Source organism: uncultured Sphingomonas sp., assembly GCF_913062585.1.
In the GTDB taxonomy this organism is placed as follows: Bacteria; Pseudomonadota; Alphaproteobacteria; order Sphingomonadales; family Sphingomonadaceae; genus Sphingomonas.
The window spans coordinates 26361-44300 of the sequence record NZ_CAJXWX010000005.1; the positions used below are offsets into that span (position 1 = coordinate 26361).

Consider the following 17940-nt stretch of genomic DNA (forward strand, 5'->3'; position numbering starts at 1 on the left):
GATGGCGCGATGCCCTCTTGGTCGTTTCGGGTCCAATATATAATATGGCTCGATTGATAGCTTGGGGATATCGATCCATGGACCTGCGGCACTTGCGCTATTTCCTGTGCGTTGCCGAGGAGATGCATTTCGGCCGCGCGGCCCGGCGGCTGGGCATTTCGCAGCCGCCGCTCAGCCAGCAGATCCGCGCGCTGGAGGAGGAACTCGGCGTGCGGCTGTTCGACCGTACGAGTCGCCGCGTCAAACTGACCGAGGCGGGGATGCTGTTCGCACCGGAGGCGCGCCAGACGCTGGCGCAGGCGGACCACGCCGCCCAGACGGCCCGGCGGGCGCAGCGCGGCCAGATCGGGCATCTGGCGCTGGGCTTCACGCCGTCCGGCCCGTTCGTCCAGATCGTCGGCAACGCACTGTCCCGGTTCCGCGATGCCCATCCCGAGGTCGAACTGTCCCTGCAGGAGCGGGGGCGGGACGAACAGATCGCGCGCGTCGAGGAGGGGGAACTGGACATCGGGCTGATCCGTGGGTCGACCATGCCCTGCCTGCCCCCGGATCTGGTGTCGCGATGCCTGATCAAGGAGGACATGTTGCTAGCCGTGCGCGCCGATCATCCGCTCGCCGAGCGGGCGGCCGATCCGACCATCGAGGACCTGGCCGACGTTCCGCTCGTCCTCTACGCGCCCGCGATCGGCGCGGGGTTCAACGAGCATTTCTTCGCGCTGTGCGACCGGGCGGGGTTCCAGCCGCGTATCGCGCATCAGGCGAGCAGTTTCGCCACGCTGCTGGGGCTGGTCTCGGCGGGTTTCGGCGCGACGATCCTGGCGCGCTCGCTGGAGCGGCTGCACATCGACACACTAGTCTATCGCAAGCTGGACGCCCCCGTCACCAGCCGCCTGCTGATGATCCACCGCGCCGAGCTGTCCCCGACCGCGCATGCCTTTCGGGCGGTCATCGAGGAGGAGGCGGAGCGGGGCTGATCGTCATTCCGCCACCGGCCCCGCGCTCTCGTCGGCGTCCAGGAAGGCGGCGCGCAGGGGCAGGGTGGCGGCGCCGATGGCGGCGGCGTCGCCCGTGATGGACGAGGGAGCGACGATCGGGGCGGGACGGTGGAAGCCGCGCCGCTCGGGATTGATGAAGCGGATCCGCTCGGCGATCCGCGCGGCCAGTGCCGGGGGAAGGCGGCCGCCTAGGACGATCATCGCGGGGTCGACCGTGGCCGAGATCGCCGACGCGACAAGATTGAGCGAAGGCAGGCACCGCTCCAGCCAGGTTTCCACGGCGGGATGGTCCGCGTCGAACGCGCTCAGCATGGCGTGAAGATCGGGATAATCCACCCCATGATCCCGAAAGACCAGGCGCAGCACCTCCAGATTGGGCTGCGGCCAGTCGAGCGGCAGGATCGATGCGAACTCGCCCGCATTGCCGCGATGGCCCCGCAGCGGCGCGCCCTGCGACATCACGCCGCCGCCGAACCCGGCCGAGAAATAGAGATAGGCGAAGTCGCGCACCGTGCGACCATGGCCCAGCATCCCTTCGCCGATCGCGGCGACATTGCCGTCATTGTCGATCCAGACCTTCGCCTCCAGCGCCTCGGCCAGGATGGTGTCGAGCGGCACCAGCGCCCAAGGGTCGAGCAGCCGGGGCGGATTGAGCCGCGCGCCGTCGCCGATGAAATAGCCAGTGACGCCGACGCCGATCCCCACCAGTCGCGCGCGATCCCGCCCGGCCTGCGCCAGCGCGTCCGCGATCATGCGGTCGATCTGGCGACAGGCCGCCGCAATGGCGATGTCGGCCAGCGGCTCGCTGCGCACGGCATGGATATGGCCCGCCAGGTCGAGCAGCACGAGCGAGACCGCATCGGTCATCACCGACAGGCCGATGGCAAAGGCCGCCGATCCGTTGAGCGCCAGCTTGGCGGCGGGCTTGCCGCGTCCGGCGGCGACGGGCTGTGCCTCGGTCAACAGGTCGCGTGCGATCAACGGCTCGACCAGCCGGGTGATTGAATGGGGGGCAAGACCGGTGAGCCGCGCCAGGTCGGCACGGCTGGCGGGGCCGATGCGCGACAGCAGGTCCATGACCACCCGCTCATTGGCGGTGGCCGTGCGCCGCCCGTCGTCGCGGAGGAACCGGGATGGAAACGGGCCTGCGGTGATCGCGCTCATCGGACCTGCAAGCCCTGAGACCGTCATCCTGTCAACCGTCGCCGGGGACCGCGCCACCGTCCGCTCATGGGATCCAGCGGACCTTGTAGAGATGCATGCCCGCTGTTTCGATCCGGTGCGGGTCGCTGGCGTCGCGGCGGGTGACGGTGAAGCCATGCGCCCACCAGCTTTCCTCCGCCTGTACCCAGGCCATCGCGCCGTGCGTGACGCTGACCGCCTTGACCCGCAGCTTGGGGTTGAGCGGGGGGATAGGCGTGAAGCGGCCGCTGTCGGGATCGAACGACCAGACCCCGTCATCGGTCGTGACGATGAAGCTGCCTTCGGGCGCAAGCGACAGGTCGTGGCCGTCGCGTCGTCCCGGCAGGGTCCACCGCGCCGTTTCGGTCACCGCCGGCTCGGACGATGCGGGGGCGAAGGAGAAGGCCTGGATGATGTCATGCGACATGGCGAACAGCCGCTTTCGCTTGCCGTCCCACACCGCGCCGTGGCCCGAGGGTAGGGGAAGGCTGGCGAGCGGCGTTTCGCTCTGCGACAATTTATAGAGTTGCAGCCGGTCGCCGTCCTTGTGGATCGACAGGGCGACCGCCGCATAGCCGCCGGGCAGCAGGTCCGCCGAATGCGCCATCGGCGCGGTCGCGCGGAAGCGGACCTTACCGCTCGCCCGGTCGATCAGGACGACGCCGCCCGTTGACGCAGTCACCAGGATCGCCTTGCCGCCGTCCACCGGCTTGCAGTCGTCGATATGCGCCAGCAGCGTCGTGCGATAGGCGGCGGGCAGGTCCGCTGCATCCGCCGCGGTCCAATGCCATGTCTCGCGCGCCTGATCGCCCGCCAAAGCATATTCGCGCACCTGATCGTCGCCACAGGCATAGAGCCGCTCGGCGGCGGTCGCGCTGCCACTCGCCAGCAGCGCGACCAGCGCCGTCATCATCGAAACCATCCGCATCTTCCTGCCCCCTATTGATGACGATTGCGCGTCGACAGGCTTCGTCATAGATATGTCACCTATAGTGAATAATAGGCGTTCGACCTGTTTGGGGAAAGAGGGGAATTGGAATGAAGGCGTCGTTCGCGGGACGGACCCTGTTGTTGCTGTCATCGGCTCTGGCCGCGCCGGCTTATGCCCAGATCGCAAAATCGGCGGATGCATCGGCCACCACGCCGGATACGGCAGGCGGCGAGATCGTGGTGACCGGGGCCCGGCTTCAGGCGATCAAGGACATTGCGGCGAAGCGGAGCATCGACGTCATCTCCGACAGCATCAGCTCGGACGAGATCGGGACGCTGCCCGATTTCGGCCTGGGCGAGGCGCTGACGCGCGTGCCGGGTATCTCGACCATCCAGAATAACGGCCGGGGCGAGGCGCAATTCCTGTCGATCCGGGGCCTGAACGCCGATTACAACCTGGTCGAGATCGACGGCGTGCCGTTGCCCGCCAACGAGATCAACCGCCGCAACGTCTCGCTCGACGTCATCCCCTCGTCGCTCGCCGCGCGGGTCGAGGTCTACAAGTCGATGACCGCCGCGATGAACGGCAATGCGATCGGCGGCATCGCCAATCTGCGCACCCGCAGCGCCTTCGACAATGGCGGCAAGCCGTTCCTGGGCGGGCGGTTCGACATCGGCCGCTGGGATTTCCAGCGGACGCGCGGAGGCAATATGCCCTCGGGGCAAGCGGAACTGGTCGGCGCGACCACCTTTGGGCCCGACCACAAGTTCGGCGTGGTCGTCGCGGGCAGCTATTTTCGCCGGGTGAGTGCCTCGCTGGACTCCGCCAGCACCGCCCCGCTCTATGTCGATCCGGCCACGGGGCAGCGGCTTACCCCCGCGACCACGGATGCGAGCAATGCCTTCATCGTGCCCTCGGTCCGTCGCTGGCTGCACTACGACAATCTGCGCCAGCGCTATGGCGGCTTCGCCAAGCTGGAGTTCGACGACCATGTCCTGTTCAAGGGCGCGCTGACCTTCGCCCAATTCTATCACACCAATGACGAGGATCGGCAGGCGAACAGCGTCACGCCGACCACGACCGTGACGGCCGCGACCGGCAAATATGCCGCCATCACCAACGTCACCGCCAATGGTGGCACGGTGACGAGCGGCAATTATGCCCAGGCGGACGATTCCCGCTTCTTCCAGAAGCGCGGCATCCGATATGCCGATTTCCACGGCGAGTTGGCCCCGACCGCGCATATGCTGGCCGATTTCAGGCTGAACTATGCCATCGCCACCTATCATCAGGATGCGACGACCGCCGTGTTCCGCGCGCTGGCGGGGACGAACCTGGCCTATAGCTATACCAGCGGGCCGGGCCGGTTCCCGCAATTCACTTTCGCCAACCCTGGCTATGTCTTCAATCCGGCGAACTATAGTCTCTACGACTATCAGTCGGTGCCCGACGACCAGAAGGAGAAGGCGCTGACCGCACGCGCGAACCTGCTGGTCAATAGCGGGGCGGAGGATCGCGGCTTCGGCATTGCGACCGGCGTCTATGCGCGGTTCCTCGACCGCCGCTACGACCGCGACGTCAACGACTATACCCCGGCGTCCGGCGCGACGACGCTGGCGCCCTTCGTCGCGCCGCAGCGCTACACGCCCTATAACGGCAACGGCCAGAGCATGATCTTCTTCGATCCGGCCGCCGTCACGGGCTTCTTCAACGCCAATCCGGGCAAGTTCACCGCCAATCCGACCAACGCGCAGACCGGCCTGCAATCCGACTATAGGCTGACCGAGGATATCAAGGCGGCCTATCTGATGGGCCGCTATGCGCTCGACACGCTAAGGCTGACCGCCGGGGTCCGCTACGAGGCGACCGACCTGTCGACCGGCTCCTATGCCATCACCACGGCGGGCAAGACGACCAGCCTGACCTATGGCCAGCAGGGGCAGCATTATCACGACTGGCTGCCCTCGGCGCAGCTGGACTGGAGCCCGACCGACGCGCTGCGCCTGCGCGCCGCCTTCAGCCGGACGCTGGCGCGGCCCAATTACAGCGACCTGGCCGGGCGCCAGACGATCGCGATCAATTCGGGTACCAATTTCGTCACGATCACCACCGGCAATGCGCAACTCCGCCCGCGCCGCAGCGACAATTATGATGTCAGCCTGGAATATTACCTCAATCGCGACGTGCTGTTCTCGGCCGCCGGTTTCATAAAGCGGGTGCGCGACGAGATACTGACGGTCAGCAACACCGGGCTCCAGCCGTTCAACGGCGTGACGACCCAAGTGACGACGATCCAGCCGATCAATGCCAGCGGCACGGTGATCCGGGGCGTGGAGCTGAACGCGGTCGTCACCCGCATGAATTTCCTGCCGCATCCGCTGGACGGGCTGGGCTTTTCCGCCAACGTCACGCTGCTCGACCCGACGCCGCCTTCGGTCACGATGGCGAACGGCACCCGGCGCCGACCGTCCAGCCTGACCGAAAGCGCCAATGTCGTCGGCAATGTCCGCGCTTTCTATACCCTCGGTCCGGTGACGGTGCAGGGGGCGTGGAACCACCTGTCGCCGCTGCTCCTCACCACCTCGACCACCGATCCGACCCAGGATGTCCGCTACAAGGCGAGCGATCTGTTCGATGCGCAGGTCCGCCTCCGCCTGTCGCGGGGGCTGACCCTGGTCACGCAGGGCAAGAACCTGTCGGACAATCGCCCGACCCGCGTCACCGGCCCCGGCTTTGGCTGGCTGAGCGAGGAACTGGTGAACGGCCGCGCCTATTATCTGGGCGCGCTCGTGCGGTTCTGAGGATAGGTCCGCGTGGAGCCGCCTCCGTCACTTGGCGGGGGCGGCATCCTCGACGACCGTCTCGAACACCTGCGAGCGATCGGGCCCCTCGGCAATGTGGAGCAGGACCCAGGTCCGGTCGCGGCGCGCGATCAGCACCCGGATGCGGTCGTTGAACAGCCCGTCCGCCAGGCCGACGGGTGCGACCTTACCCGAATTGAGGATCAGCGCGCCCATCGCGTTGCCGCAGGCGGGGCCGACGCAGGAATAGGCCGTCGTGAAGCCCGCCTTGCCCAGCAGGTCCTGATAATAGCGTTCGATCTGCAAGGGCGCAGTAGCCGGTTTGACGCGATAGTCGATATGGGTGATCCGCCCCTCCAGCACCTGGCGGTTGGTCGTGCCGTCCTCCCGCGCGATGGGCCCGGTGGGCATGACCAGCTGGTCCAGCGCCGGTGCGCGATAACCATCGATGACCGCACCCGGATAGCGCGTGAGGCCGGGATGATCCTGACCGTCCACATCCTGGGCCAGGACCGGGGTGGCGATCAGCATGGCGATGGCCGTCAGGGCGATGCGATGGATGGAGGTCATGATATCCCTTCCTCAAGCGTAATGGCGCGGCGTGCCCGTTGGGGCGAAGCCATGGCATAGCTGTTCCCATGCCGTAATGACCATGGCCGTCCGGCCCGGTATCGACAGGAGCATAGCCGGGGACTCCCGCTCGTGCCAGATCAGGGCTGCGGCGGCGTGGCGGGGGCGGAGTCCATCCCGGCCGCCTTGCGCATCTCGGCGATCTCGGCCGGGGTCTTGAAGTCCAGCAGCTCGACCTGGAAGACCAGGTCGGCATTGGCCGGGATCGCCCCGGACGCCTGCGCACCATAGCCCAGCGCAGCGGGGACGCAGAGCCGGATGATGCCGCCGCGTCCGACCATCTGCAGCCCCTGCGAGAAGCCGGGGATGACCTCGCCGACGGGCATCGGGGTCTGCATCGCCTGGTCGAACACCGCGCCGGTTGCGCTCAGATAGCCGATATAGTTGACGAGCACGGTCGCATCGGCCGCGGGCTTGGCGCCCTCCGCCGGGCGCAGCATGGTATAGCCCAGTCCCGTCGGCGTCCGCGCCGCGCAGGTCCGCTGGGCCGCCGGAACGATGGGGTTCAGCGGCAGGGGAATGATGCCGCCGCCCGGTGCAGGGCTGGTCGCGGCGGCCTTCGTCTGGGCGTGTGCGGGGATCGCGGCCATTACGGGTAGTGCGATCGGGATCAGGAAGCGGCACAGCGTGCGGAATGAAATCGTCATGCCCATCGCCGTAGTCGCCCCGGGGACGGCAAATCAAGCGATGGCCGAACCATGCGCCCGCCCGGCCTTGCCCCGCTCGAGCCACCAGAGCAGCGCGGCCATGACCAGAAAGGCGATCAGCCAGGGCCAGGAGGGGCCGGGACCTGAGGCGCCCGGCGAAGCGGCCGGTGGGTCCGCAGCCTCCCCGACCATCGCCAACGTCGCGTCGCGGCGTTCGGCGGCGGCGATCCCTGCGATCGGGGCCGACCGGACATAAAAGGGCCAGGTCGCGTCGCCGTGACGCAAGCCATGCCACCCGCTCTCGCGCGGCCAATATCCGGCACAGCCCGGCGCCCCGGCATCCAGCAGGGGCGTGTCGACCCCGCCATCCGGCCGGACGATCTGGTCGCCGCGGTCCAGGCCGCACAGCGTCATCCGCTGCCCCCGCGCCGCGAAAGGATCGAGCCGGGGCGGGGGCGTCCTTTGCGGGCGGGCGAGGGTCGCGACCGTGCGGGCCCATAGCTCGCCATAGCGGTCGCCATGACCGGACGTGACCAGCCCGGCGGCGTCGGTCAGCAACCACAGGCCGACCCGCCCGCGCCCGACCGCGCGCCAGTTCGCCAGGGTCGCGCCGCTCGCATCGCCGAGCAGGGGCAGCGTATCGCCGACGCTCGACCGGGCGAGGCGGCGGGTCAGCAGGGGTAGCGCCTTGCCGTCCGTGCCCAGCAGTCGAACCGGCGCCGTCGCCGCCCCGCCCGAGACGGGCAGCCCGACCGCCGCGCCATAGCCCGCAGGCACCGGGCCGGTGACTTTCAGAAGAAGCCCCATGCCGCCCCGCACCGCTGCCGCGATCGCCGCGCGCTCGGCTCCCGACAGGCCAGCCCAGCTCCGCTCGTCCAGGATCAGCAGATCGAGCTTGGACAGCGTCGCGCCGGCCAGCGGCGGGGACGGATCACCCAGATCCAGCCCGGCCCCGAGTGCAACGCGGACGGCGGACACCAATCCCGCATCGCTCGCCCAGCGTCGCCAGAACTTCACCTCCGGCCCCGGTGCTCCGCCCAGCAGCATGACGTGCAGTCCGGGTTCGGCGGCCGTCCAGACCGGTATTTCCGTGTTCGAGACGATCGCGCCCCGTGCGTCGCGCGTCCGCAGATGGAACAGGGCAAGGCCGGGTAGCCGCGCCGCGCCTTCCAGGGTGAAACGGCCCTCGCCATCGGGTGCGGTCGCGGCGACCCGTGCGCCCGCCGGATCGAGCAATTCGACGGTCCCGCCGTCCTCGATCCGGCCCGATACGGACAGGATGCCGCCCGGCGCGACACGGCCCGGCGGAGTCAGTTCGACCAGTCCGGGCGGCAGCGGCACGGCGGTGAAGGCCAATGCCAGGCCCTTCGCCGCCGGGCGATCGCGGGCTTCCAGTCCTTCGCCGCTGATGTGCAAGCGCCGGATGCCGGGATGGCGGCGCAGGGCGGTGGCGAGGTCGGGCGCGCGCTCGATGCCTGGGCGCGGCGATGCTTCGGGCAGTGCCACCGCAGGACCGCCCACCGCCGAGCCGCCGCGCGTCAGAACGGTCAGGCTGTCGGGGCGCGACGTACCGATCGGCGGCGGGACCAGCGTCAGATAGAGCAGGCCCGCCAGCAAGGGCTGCGCCACGACCAGCAGGGCGATCCGCCATCCGCGTGACCGTTCCACATGGGGCACCCGCCATTGCCGCAGGATCAGCCGTGCCCACGCCAAAAGCACGGCCAACGTCAGTAGCGCGGGGAAAAGCAGGGGGGTCATCGGCCGGTCCCCTGCGCCAGCGCGTCCAGATACCGCGCCCCGCTATCCCCCGAACCCGCCCGACGCGCGGGGGCGACCGGCGGGCGTCGCAGCGCCGGCCATAGCAATTCGCGCAGGCGGACACGGCAGGGCTGACAGCCCGGATCGCGCCGCAACCCATCCATCGCATCGGCCCAGGCAAGCGGATCGGCCAGACGCTGGCGGTTGCCCTGGAACCAGCGGGTCAGCGCGGCGAAGTCGGGTTTCGCGCCCGGCGCGCCGTCGATCGCGGCCCAGGCCGCGGCGGCATCGCGGTCCGTCGGCAGGGCGGTCAGCCCTGGATCGCTCGGCGCGATGTCATCCCGCTTGCCGGTCATGCGGCGGCTTTCGTCGATGGGTGGGAGGTCGCTGCCGACCTTGGCCAGGAACACGCGTGTCGCCTGCTGCACCTGCTTGATGAGGACCAGCGCGCGGTTGGCGAAGGGCAGGGCGCGGGCCGGATCGCCGCTGCGCAGCGCGCCCTCGGACTGCCACATCTGGTCGACCGCCTGGGTCAGCCGCGACCGGGTTTCCGGATCGAACAGGGTCGCGGCCTCGCCCTCGTCATGCTTGTGGCCGAAATCGCCCAGCACATCCTCTTCCTTGCCCACCGTCGCGGTCGGCGCGTCGCTGGTGGGCAGTTCGGCGCCGTGCACCTCATTCTCGCCGCCCAGGAACTGGGCATAGCGCAGCCGAAGCGCCGACTGGTCGTCGCCGATCGCCAGCGAGCGCTTGCGGAACTGGTCGGCCGACAGGCTCCGGCGCTGGCGGATCAGCGCTTCGGCGTCGATGATGACCTGTCGCTGGCTGCGCAGATAGGCGGGCAGCGTGGCGCGCAGCGCGCCGTCGATGCCGGTGCCCTCCGACGCGGCGGGGGGCAGGCGTCGCAGGATCAGGCTGGGGCTTCGCGTGACCTGCGGCGAGGGGGCGCGGCCGTCGCGGACGGTTAGCTGCGCGACCAGATCGCCGGGGCCGGTGAACCCCAGCGCCGCCAGGTCCAGCGTGGTCGCGAAGCGCCGCTGCCGGGCCGGGCCGCTGCCGCGTAAGGTCATGCGATGCTCGCGGAAGCTGACATTCTCACCCTCTCCGGCGGCGACCGTGAGGGTCAGTTCGGCCTGAGGGGCGACGCCGTAATCGTCGGTCGCCTCGAACACCAACGGCCAGGCCCGCTGGCCCGTTGCCGCGATCGACAGGGTGCGCGCGGGCGTGCGGGCGGAGACGGCGGGCGGCTGGTCCGGGATCGCCTCGATCCGGTGCGGGCGGGCCTGCGCGCGCGCGCCGGCGGGCATGATGCGATAGAGCATCGAGGCATCGAGGATGGTCACGGCGCTCCAGCGATCGCCGCTCCGGCGAAGCGCGAGCGGACGTCCGCCCAGCACCGCCAGCGACGCTCCTGTCGGCTCGGGCGCGAAGGCCAGCGTCCAGATCAGACGCGATCCCTGCGGCGCCTTTGCGTCGAGCAGGTCGAGATCGCGGGCGGGCAGGCCGGTATAGGCCGGGGGCACGATGCGCAGCCGCTGGCCGACCAAATGCGGAACGCCCGGAATCGTCGCCGCCGCCTCGGTACTGGGGGCCAGCGTGTCGGCCCCATGGCGGTCCGGCAACAGGATAAGCGCCGCGCATATCGCCAATCCCGCGATCCAGAGCAGCGCGATCCACCAGTGCGGCCAGGGCTTCCGCAGGTCGGGTAGCGCCAGCGCATCGACCCGCGCGTGTATCCGCGCCTGCTGAAGCCGTTGCAGCGGGCCGAGCGCGGCGGGATCGCTGAAGAGCAGCTCGCTGCTATCCTCTAGATCGGCACGTGCGCCGTTGAGCGCGCGGATCAGCCAGCCGCCATCGAAACGCTGGGTGCGGCGCCAGGCGATCAGTATCAGTGAGGCAAGGCCGATCAGCAGGACGGGCAGCCCCGCCATCTGGCCAGCCAGGCGCCACGCCATGACGGCGGCGACCAGCAGCACGGGTGCGCCCATCAGCAGCGTGATCGCGGCCTCACGCTGCCGTACCGGTCGGCTCCAGGCCTGGACGAGCGGATGCGGGCTCATGGCGCGCGCCATCGGCGTTTTGCGGTCGCCAGCCAACGCTCCAGGACGAACAGCACCGCGATGAGCAATGCCAGCGCATCACGCCATTCCCGGCGGGCCATGGCGCGGAAAGCGGGCGCGGCCCCGGCCTCCGGCGCGATATGCGTCGCGAACGCCCGGACGGGCAGGGCGGGGGGCCGGATCGCGGCGCGGAGGCGATCGGGAAAATCGGGCTCGACCAGCGCGGGCAGCGTCGGCGGCGTCAGCGCGCGGGTGAAGCGGTATACATGCCCCCGACCGAGCGGCATGACGTCCAGAAAGGGGCGCCCTTCGCCGTCACGCGCCGCCGTGGCCGTCGTTGCGGAGGGGGCGGCCACGTCCTGTGGCACGAGCGCAGTGCCGCCGCTTTTCACCCAGGCGATCAGTTTGGCGGGCATGGCGCCAGTGCCCAGCCACGCGACGACCGTGTCGCGCGGCGGCAGGGGGGCGTCGAGCGGGGCGAGATCGACGACCGGACCCCAGGCGGCGGCGACCGCCGCGAGATAGCGGGCAGCGCTCCGCCCCGGATCGGCCCCCGGATCGGCGCGGACGGTCAGCTTCAGGAGCCGGGGTGTCTCCGGTCGGGGCGGCGTCATCGCACCCGGCACCACCTGCCACGCCACCTTGCGCGACAGGCGGGGCCGCTCGGCGTCGGCGCCTTCGATGATGGCGGGGACCAGAATGCGTACCGGCGTGTCGGGGGGCAGGGCTGCGTCCAGTTCGCGGACCAGGCTCATCACCGGCACCGCCCCACGCGGGGCCGGGCGGTCGAGCGCGGGAAAGCCCGGCGCCAGCCAATGGCCCTCGACATCCTTGGCAAGGGTGGGTGCCTTTACGCCCGGCACGACATAGACATGGGCGCGACGGTCCGGCGTCGCCGGCGTCACCGGCCGTGCCAGCCAGAAGGCGATCAGCGCGAGCAGCAACAGCCGTGTGATCAGCAGCGGCCATTCCTCGAAGCGCGGGCGCTGGCGCGGGCGGGGCTTGGCGCGGAGCCAGCGCAGCGCGGCGAAATCGGTCGGACGCTGCTCGGTACGGCGGGCAAGGTGGATCAGCAGTGGCAGCACAAGCGCCGCCAGTGCCGTCAGCGCGGCGGGGACGAGCAGCGTCGGCATCAGCCGTCACCCCGCCCGAACAGGTGGCGCAGCGGCGCATCGAGCGGCTCGTCCAGGCAATAGGTCGCGTGCCGGATGCCCGAGGCGCGAAACGTGGCGATCAGCGTCGCCCGCGCTGCCGAGAACCGTTCCAGATATTCGGCGCGGAGTGCTGGCCCATCGCCGAGCAGTTCCTCGCCGGTTTCCGGATCGCGGAACCGGTGGCCGCCTTCGAAGGGAAAATCCCGTTCGGCGACGGTCAGCAACTGGATCGTCAGCACCTCGCGCCCCGCCGCCGCCAGCCGGGTCGCCAGCGCCACCGCCGCCTCGTCGAAAAAGTCGCTGAGCAGCACGACCATGTCGCGCGCCGCGATCCGCTCCCATAGCGGGGTCAGCGTCGCCGCGCCGGGAAAGCCGCCCCCGATCGGAATCGTGCCCAGCTCCAGCCGCAACCGGTCGCGCTGGCGCGTGCCATTGGCGGGCGTGGCGACGTGCAAACCGCGCTCGCTCAGCCAGATCCAGCCGAACCGGTCGCCGCCCGCCAATGCCAGTTCGGCCAGCGACGCCGCCAGCCCATGCGCCGCGCCGATCCGGGTCGTACCGTCCGCATCGGCCTGCGCCATGGAGGCGCTGGCGTCGACCATGATCCAGAGCCGCAAGGGGCTCTCCCGCTCCGCCTCGCGCACGAAGAAGCGGTCGGCACGGGCGTAGAGCTTCCAGTCGATCTGGCGCGGCTCGTCGCCGGGCTCATAGGGGCGGTATTGCGCGAACTCCAGACCCGCGCCCCGGCTGCGGCTGGCGTGGAGGCCCAGGCCATCGCCGCCCGCCAGCCGGCGCGACACCAGGCGCAGGCCCGAAAGCCTGTGCCGGACGGCAGGCGGGATCGGGTCGGCACTCACGAAGGTCAGGCGTCGAGCGGTATCGCGGCCAGCACGCCCGCGACCACATCGTCGGCGCTCTTGCCCTCCGCCTCGGCGGCGAAGGACAGCAGCAGGCGGTGGCGCATCACGGGCGCGGCCAGCGCCTGCACATCCTCGCGCGTCGCAGCCAGCCGCCCGTGGATCAGCGCGCGCGCCTTGGCCGCCAGCACCAGCGACTGCCCGGCGCGCGGGCCCGCGCCCCAGCGGACATATTGCCGGATCACCTCCGGCGCAGCCTCGCCCGGCCGGGTCGCGCGGACCAGCCGGTTGATCCAGCCGAGCAGGTCGCCGGATAGATGCACCTCGCGCACCAGCCGCTGGACGGCGACAATCTCTGCCCCGTCCATCACGCGCGGCACGGCGGGGGAGGCGGTCCCGGTCGTCTGCGCCAGGATCGCGGCTTCCTCCGCCTCGGTCGGATAACCGACGCGGACATGCAGCAGGAAACGGTCGAGCTGCGCCTCGGGCAGGGGATAGGTGCCCGCCTGTTCCAGCGGGTTCTGCGTCGCCAGCACGAAGAACGGCTCGGGCAGGCGGTGGGTCACGCCCGCATAGCTGACCGTCTTTTCCTGCATGGCCTCGAGAAGCGCGGCCTGCGTCTTGGGGGGCGTGCGGTTGAGTTCGTCGGCCAGCAACAGGCTGGTGAAGATCGGCCCCGGCTGGAAGCGGAAATGGCGTTTGCCGGTGCCGTGATCCTCCTCCAGCAATTCGGTGCCGAGAATGTCGCTGGGCATCAGGTCGGGGGTGAACTGGACGCGCCGGAATGGCAGGTCGAGCGCCTGGCCCAGGCTGCGCACCAGCAATGTCTTGCCCAGGCCCGGCACGCCCTCCAACAAGCAGTGCCCGCCCGCGATCAGGCCGATCAGCAATTGTTCGACCACCTCGGCTTGGCCGATGATCGCCTGGCCGATCGCGTCGCGCAAGGCGGTCAGCCGTGCCAGGCGATCCTGTATCTCGGCCTCGGTCATGCGATCACGCGCTCAGCGCATAGAGCGCGATGTTGACGGCAAAGCGGGTATTGTCGACCGCCAGGAAACGCTTGTTGCGCCAGTCGTAGTCCCATTCGCACCCATAATCCTTGTTGGAGTAGAGGACGCCCAGCCGCCCGTCGATCGCGATGCCGCGCAGGTAATCATGCACCAAGTCGTCGCCCCAGCCATTCAGCTCCAGCCCGGTCGGCGGCGGTCCGGTGAACTTGAAGAAGCGGCGATAAATGGGGTGGGTATTGGGCAGCTTGGCCAGCGCGCGCGGGCCGAACATCGCCGCCATCTGTCGCTCGAACGATTTGGCGAACAGCCCGTCGATATCGTGGTTGCAGTCGTCGACCAGTACGAAGCCGCCGTTGCGCACATAAGTCGCGAAATTGCGCTTCTCGGCCGGGTTGAACTCGACCAGCTTGTGCCCCGCCAGATAGCAGAAGGGGGCAGTCAGCATCTTCGGGTCGGCGAGCGCGACGACATGCTCCTTCGGATCGACGCGCAAATTGGTATAGTCGATCAGCGCAGTGATCATGTTCGACGGCATTCGCCGGTCGACATCCCAGTCGCCACTCTCGTAGCGCAGCCGGGTGAACCAGAAGTCATAGGTCGGCGCGGCTGCCGACAGGCGCGCCGGCGGCAGCGAAGCCGCCAGCGCGCCCATCAGGAATTCGGCGCGGGTCAATCCACGATCAGTCACGTCGCGCGCCGGATGACCATCATCACACCGCGTCGGACAGCGAGGTGAAGGTGAAGTCGCGCAACCGCATCGGCGGCAGGACCATCACCAGCGAGGACTCGTCGCCCGCCACCCGCACCGGCTTGCCCAGCTCGTCGATATTGTTGAGCATGATGACCGGGCTTTCGTTGAAGCGCAGATTCTTGATCGGATATTTGATCTCGCCATTCTCGATATAGAAGGTGCCGTCGCGGGTCAGGCCGGTCAGCAGCACGGTCTGCGGATCGACCATGCGGATATACCAGGTCCGGCTGACCAGGATGCCGCGCTCGGTCGTGCGGACCAGCTCGGCGGTCGACTTGGTGCCGCCCGCCATCAGCAGATTGCCCGGATCGGCCACTGGCTGCTTGCCCTGCTTCTGCGCCCAGTAGCGCGAATATTGCAGGTTCTGGACCTTGCCGCCGGTGATGAGCGGCATCTTCTGACGCGGCAGATAGTCGCTGTCCCAGGGCAGCACCGCCGCGCCGGGCGCCCAGGGGTCGGTCGAGATATCGACCTGCGGCCCGAACACCTGCTCGCCGATCTTGTTGCCGCCGCCCTTCTTGGACAGGAAGCTGCGCCCCTCATCGGCCGACCGCGCGCCGAAGAAGTTCATCATGAACGAGATGAGCCCCGCCGCCGCCGCCGGTTCCAGGATGACGGTGTATTTGCCCGGCTCGATCGCTTTGGCATCGACCGAGGCCGAGGCCTTGCGCATCGCGGTGCGGATGTCGGTGCCCGCATCGAAGGCGGTCGCGTCCTGCACGTTATGGCCGACCCAGCCCGACCCGCGCCCGTCCTCGGTCCGCACGGTGCAGGTGTAATCCAGCCCGGTCGAGCGCTGGAAACCCGAATTGCCCTTGTTATTGGCGAAGGCGACGAAGCTCTGCCCGTCCTCCAGATAGCCCGCCGCGACCAGCTTGCCCGCCTTGCACGGGGTGATCGAGGCGGCGGCGACCTGCGCCCGGTAATCGGGGGTGATGGCGGCGGTCGCCGGGCTGAACGTGTCGCTGGCGCGGTAGCTCTGCTTGCCGATGGCGGGCATATATTCGGGGTTTTCGGGGGCCAGCCGGGCAAGCTCTTCGGCCCGGCGCACGACGCGTTCCAGCGAGGCGTCGTCGAACTGGTTGATCGTCGCGATGCCCGAACGCTTGCCGAACGCGACCTGGACGGCCAGGTCGTTGCCGCTGACGACGCCGCTGGTCGACACGCCGTTGCGCGCGAAGCGGATATTGCCCGTGACCGACCCCGTCAGCTCCGCGGTGCAGTCGTCGGCCTTGGACATCGCCACGGCCTTGGCGCAGATCGCGCGGGCCTGTTCCTCGGTGAACATGGTCATGGATGGATTCCTCAGCCGAGCGCGCGCGCGGTGTTGATGACATTGACGCCGTTGAAGCGCGCCGTGGACGAGCCATGGCTGACCGCCGACACCTGCGATGGCTGGCCCTTGCCGTCGAAGAAGGACCCGCCCAGCCGGTAATCGCTGCGGTCGCACACGCCGACGCAGGAATTCCAGAATTCGGGCGTACGGATCTGATAGGCGACGTCCTCGATCTGCCCGGTCACCTTGCCGTTCTTGATCTCGTAGAACAGCTCGCCGCCGAACTGCGCGTTGTAGCGCTGCTGGTCGATCGAGAAGGACCCGTCGCCGATGATGTAGATGCCGTTCTCGACCCCGGCGATCATCTGCTCGGGCGTCATCGCGGCCTTGCCGGGTTGCAGCGACACATTGGCCATGCGCTGGAACTGCACCGAGGACCAGCTATCGGCATAGCAGCAGCCGTCCGACTCCTTCTTGCCCATGACATGCGCCTGGTCGCGGATCGCCTGGTAATCGACCAGCTTGCCGTCGCGGATCAGGTCCCATTGCTTGGTCTTCACGCCCTCATCGTCATAGGCGACGGCGCCCAGGCTGCCGGGTTGCGTCTTGTCGGCGACGATCGTGACCTGCGGGCTGCCGTACTGGAAATGCGCGGCCAGCTTGTCCGGGGTGGCGAAGCTCGTCCCCGCATAATTGGCCTCGTATCCCAGCACGCGGTCGAGTTCGAGCGGGTGGCCGACCGACTCGTGGATGGTCAGCCACAGGTTGGACGGATCGAGCACCAGATCGTATTTGCCCGGCTTGACCGAGGGCGCGGTCAGCTTGGCGCGTGCCTGTTTGGCGGCGAAGACCGCGTCCTCGCGCATGTCATAGCTGTTGCCATAGACGACCGCGCCGCCCGGCAGGGTGCGCTTGTCCGCGGCATTGCCGTCCAGATATTCGAAGCCCATGCCGCGCGGCGAGGACAGGCCGTCGCGGGTGCGGAACTTGCCGGTCGTCTTGTCGACCGCGGTCACCGTCATCGGCGCCCAGATGCGGTGCACGTCCTGGTCGATGTACGATCCGTCGGTCGAGGCGAAATATTTCTGCTCGTTCACGACGAACAGGATCGAATTCACGAAGTCCGCGCCCGCGCCCGTCGCGGCGGCGTTGACGCCCAGCAGCAGATCGGCCTTGTCCTTGATCGGCACCGCCATCGCGTTCTTGACGATGGGGGTGCGCCACGACACCTCGCCGACGCCCGTCACGGGGGCGAGCTGGACCGGTTCGGACTGGATGCGGGCATTGGCCTTGGCGATGGCGGCGGCCTGGCGCGCGGCGGCGGCGATGCCGTCGGGGGTCAGGTCGTTGGTGGCGGCGAAGCCCCAGGCGCCGTTCGCAATGACGCGGATGCCAGCGCCGGTCGACTCCGTGTTGACGACATTCTCGACATTCTTTTCGCGCGTCACCACGAACTGGCGCAGATAGCGGCCGACGCGCACGTCGCAATAGCTGCACCCGACGCTCTTGGCGGTGTTGAGCGCCACGTCGGACAGCCGCTTCTTCAAGCCGACATCCATGGTGGACAGCAATTCCTCGGCGGCGATCGCCCGGCCCGGAAAGGCCCCCAGCAGCAGGGCGCTCAGCCCCGCGCCGCTGGCGGCCATGAAGTCGCGTCGATGCACTCTTCTATCTCCCCCGCCCGGCCCGTCGCCAGGTCCTTGGCGTTATGGTTGACCAACACAGCCATGCGGTCAAGCGGCTTTGGTGGCGATGCGGCGATTATCGTTCGGTGGGGGCCAAGGTCGTATGATTGGCCTGTCTTCGGTTTAAGAATGAGCATGAATTGGTCAGGCAAATTCGCTTTACAGCTATAAAGGGCCCGCTAAGCTGAACTCCGATCTGGGGA

The 17940-nt window shown here is 68.9% G+C and carries 14 protein-coding genes; 2 read left to right on the forward strand and 12 right to left on the reverse strand.

Features of this window, described 5'->3' with window-relative positions; all coding sequences use genetic code 11:
* Window positions 1–77 precede the first annotated feature (77 nt).
* Complete coding sequence (locus tag QZ546_RS05440; RefSeq protein ID WP_294235575.1) at window positions 78–974, forward strand: LysR substrate-binding domain-containing protein; 897 nt, start codon at window positions 78–80, stop codon at window positions 972–974.
* Window positions 975–977: 3 nt separating this feature from the next.
* Here the strand turns inward: QZ546_RS05440 and QZ546_RS05445 are convergent, their stop codons facing one another.
* Window positions 978–2159, reverse strand: a complete 1182-nt coding sequence (locus tag QZ546_RS05445; protein ID WP_294235576.1) for an ROK family transcriptional regulator — start codon at window positions 2157–2159, stop codon at window positions 978–980.
* 64 nt (window positions 2160–2223) lie between these two features.
* On the reverse strand, window positions 2224–3099 hold the full coding sequence (locus QZ546_RS05450; protein WP_294235577.1) for a DUF6528 family protein: 876 nt from the start codon (window positions 3097–3099) through the stop codon (window positions 2224–2226).
* A gap of 116 nt (window positions 3100–3215) precedes the next feature.
* Here QZ546_RS05450 and QZ546_RS05455 point away from each other — a divergent pair, with 116 nt between their 5' ends.
* Entirely contained in the window at window positions 3216–5909 is a 2694-nt protein-coding gene (locus QZ546_RS05455; RefSeq protein WP_294235578.1) for a TonB-dependent receptor, read from the forward strand.
* A 27-nt stretch (window positions 5910–5936) separates the two neighbouring features.
* Here QZ546_RS05455 and QZ546_RS05460 read toward each other — a convergent pair whose 3' ends face one another.
* The 10 genes from QZ546_RS05460 to QZ546_RS05505 all read right to left on the reverse strand — a co-directional run bounded on the left by QZ546_RS05460 (window position 5937) and on the right by QZ546_RS05505 (window position 17716).
* Window positions 5937–6479, reverse strand: a complete 543-nt coding sequence (locus tag QZ546_RS05460; RefSeq protein WP_294235579.1) for a hypothetical protein — start codon at window positions 6477–6479, stop codon at window positions 5937–5939.
* A 140-nt stretch (window positions 6480–6619) separates the two neighbouring features.
* The gene (locus QZ546_RS05465) at window positions 6620–7186 is read right to left on the reverse strand and encodes an FKBP-type peptidyl-prolyl cis-trans isomerase (RefSeq protein ID WP_294235580.1); all 567 of its coding nucleotides are present in this window, start codon (window positions 7184–7186) and stop codon (window positions 6620–6622) included.
* A gap of 33 nt (window positions 7187–7219) precedes the next feature.
* The gene (locus QZ546_RS05470; protein ID WP_294235581.1) at window positions 7220–8944 is read right to left on the reverse strand and encodes a carboxypeptidase regulatory-like domain-containing protein; all 1725 of its coding nucleotides are present in this window, start codon (window positions 8942–8944) and stop codon (window positions 7220–7222) included.
* Window positions 8941–11004: a DUF4175 family protein gene (locus QZ546_RS05475; RefSeq protein WP_294235582.1), complete on the reverse strand. Its 2064-nt coding sequence runs from the start codon at window positions 11002–11004 to the stop codon at window positions 8941–8943. The genes QZ546_RS05470 and QZ546_RS05475 overlap by 4 nt, the downstream gene beginning before the upstream one ends.
* The gene (locus QZ546_RS05480; protein ID WP_294235583.1) at window positions 11001–12137 is read right to left on the reverse strand and encodes a BatA domain-containing protein; all 1137 of its coding nucleotides are present in this window, start codon (window positions 12135–12137) and stop codon (window positions 11001–11003) included. Before QZ546_RS05480 ends, QZ546_RS05475 begins: the two co-directional genes overlap by 4 nt.
* Window positions 12137–13015, reverse strand: a complete 879-nt coding sequence (locus QZ546_RS05485; RefSeq protein WP_294235584.1) for a DUF58 domain-containing protein — start codon at window positions 13013–13015, stop codon at window positions 12137–12139. Before QZ546_RS05485 ends, QZ546_RS05480 begins: the two co-directional genes overlap by 1 nt.
* 5 nt (window positions 13016–13020) lie before the next feature.
* A complete protein-coding gene (locus QZ546_RS05490; RefSeq protein WP_294235585.1) occupies window positions 13021–14004 on the reverse strand; it encodes a MoxR family ATPase in 984 nt (327 codons plus the stop codon).
* Window positions 14005–14008: 4 nt separating this feature from the next.
* Entirely contained in the window at window positions 14009–14698 is a 690-nt protein-coding gene (locus tag QZ546_RS05495; protein ID WP_294235586.1) for a DUF4159 domain-containing protein, read from the reverse strand.
* 37 nt (window positions 14699–14735) lie between these two features.
* Window positions 14736–16070: a TldD/PmbA family protein gene (locus QZ546_RS05500; protein ID WP_294235587.1), complete on the reverse strand. Its 1335-nt coding sequence runs from the start codon at window positions 16068–16070 to the stop codon at window positions 14736–14738.
* 11 nt (window positions 16071–16081) lie between these two features.
* The gene (locus QZ546_RS05505; protein WP_294235588.1) at window positions 16082–17716 is read right to left on the reverse strand and encodes a TldD/PmbA family protein; all 1635 of its coding nucleotides are present in this window, start codon (window positions 17714–17716) and stop codon (window positions 16082–16084) included.
* Window positions 17717–17940 lie beyond the last annotated feature (224 nt).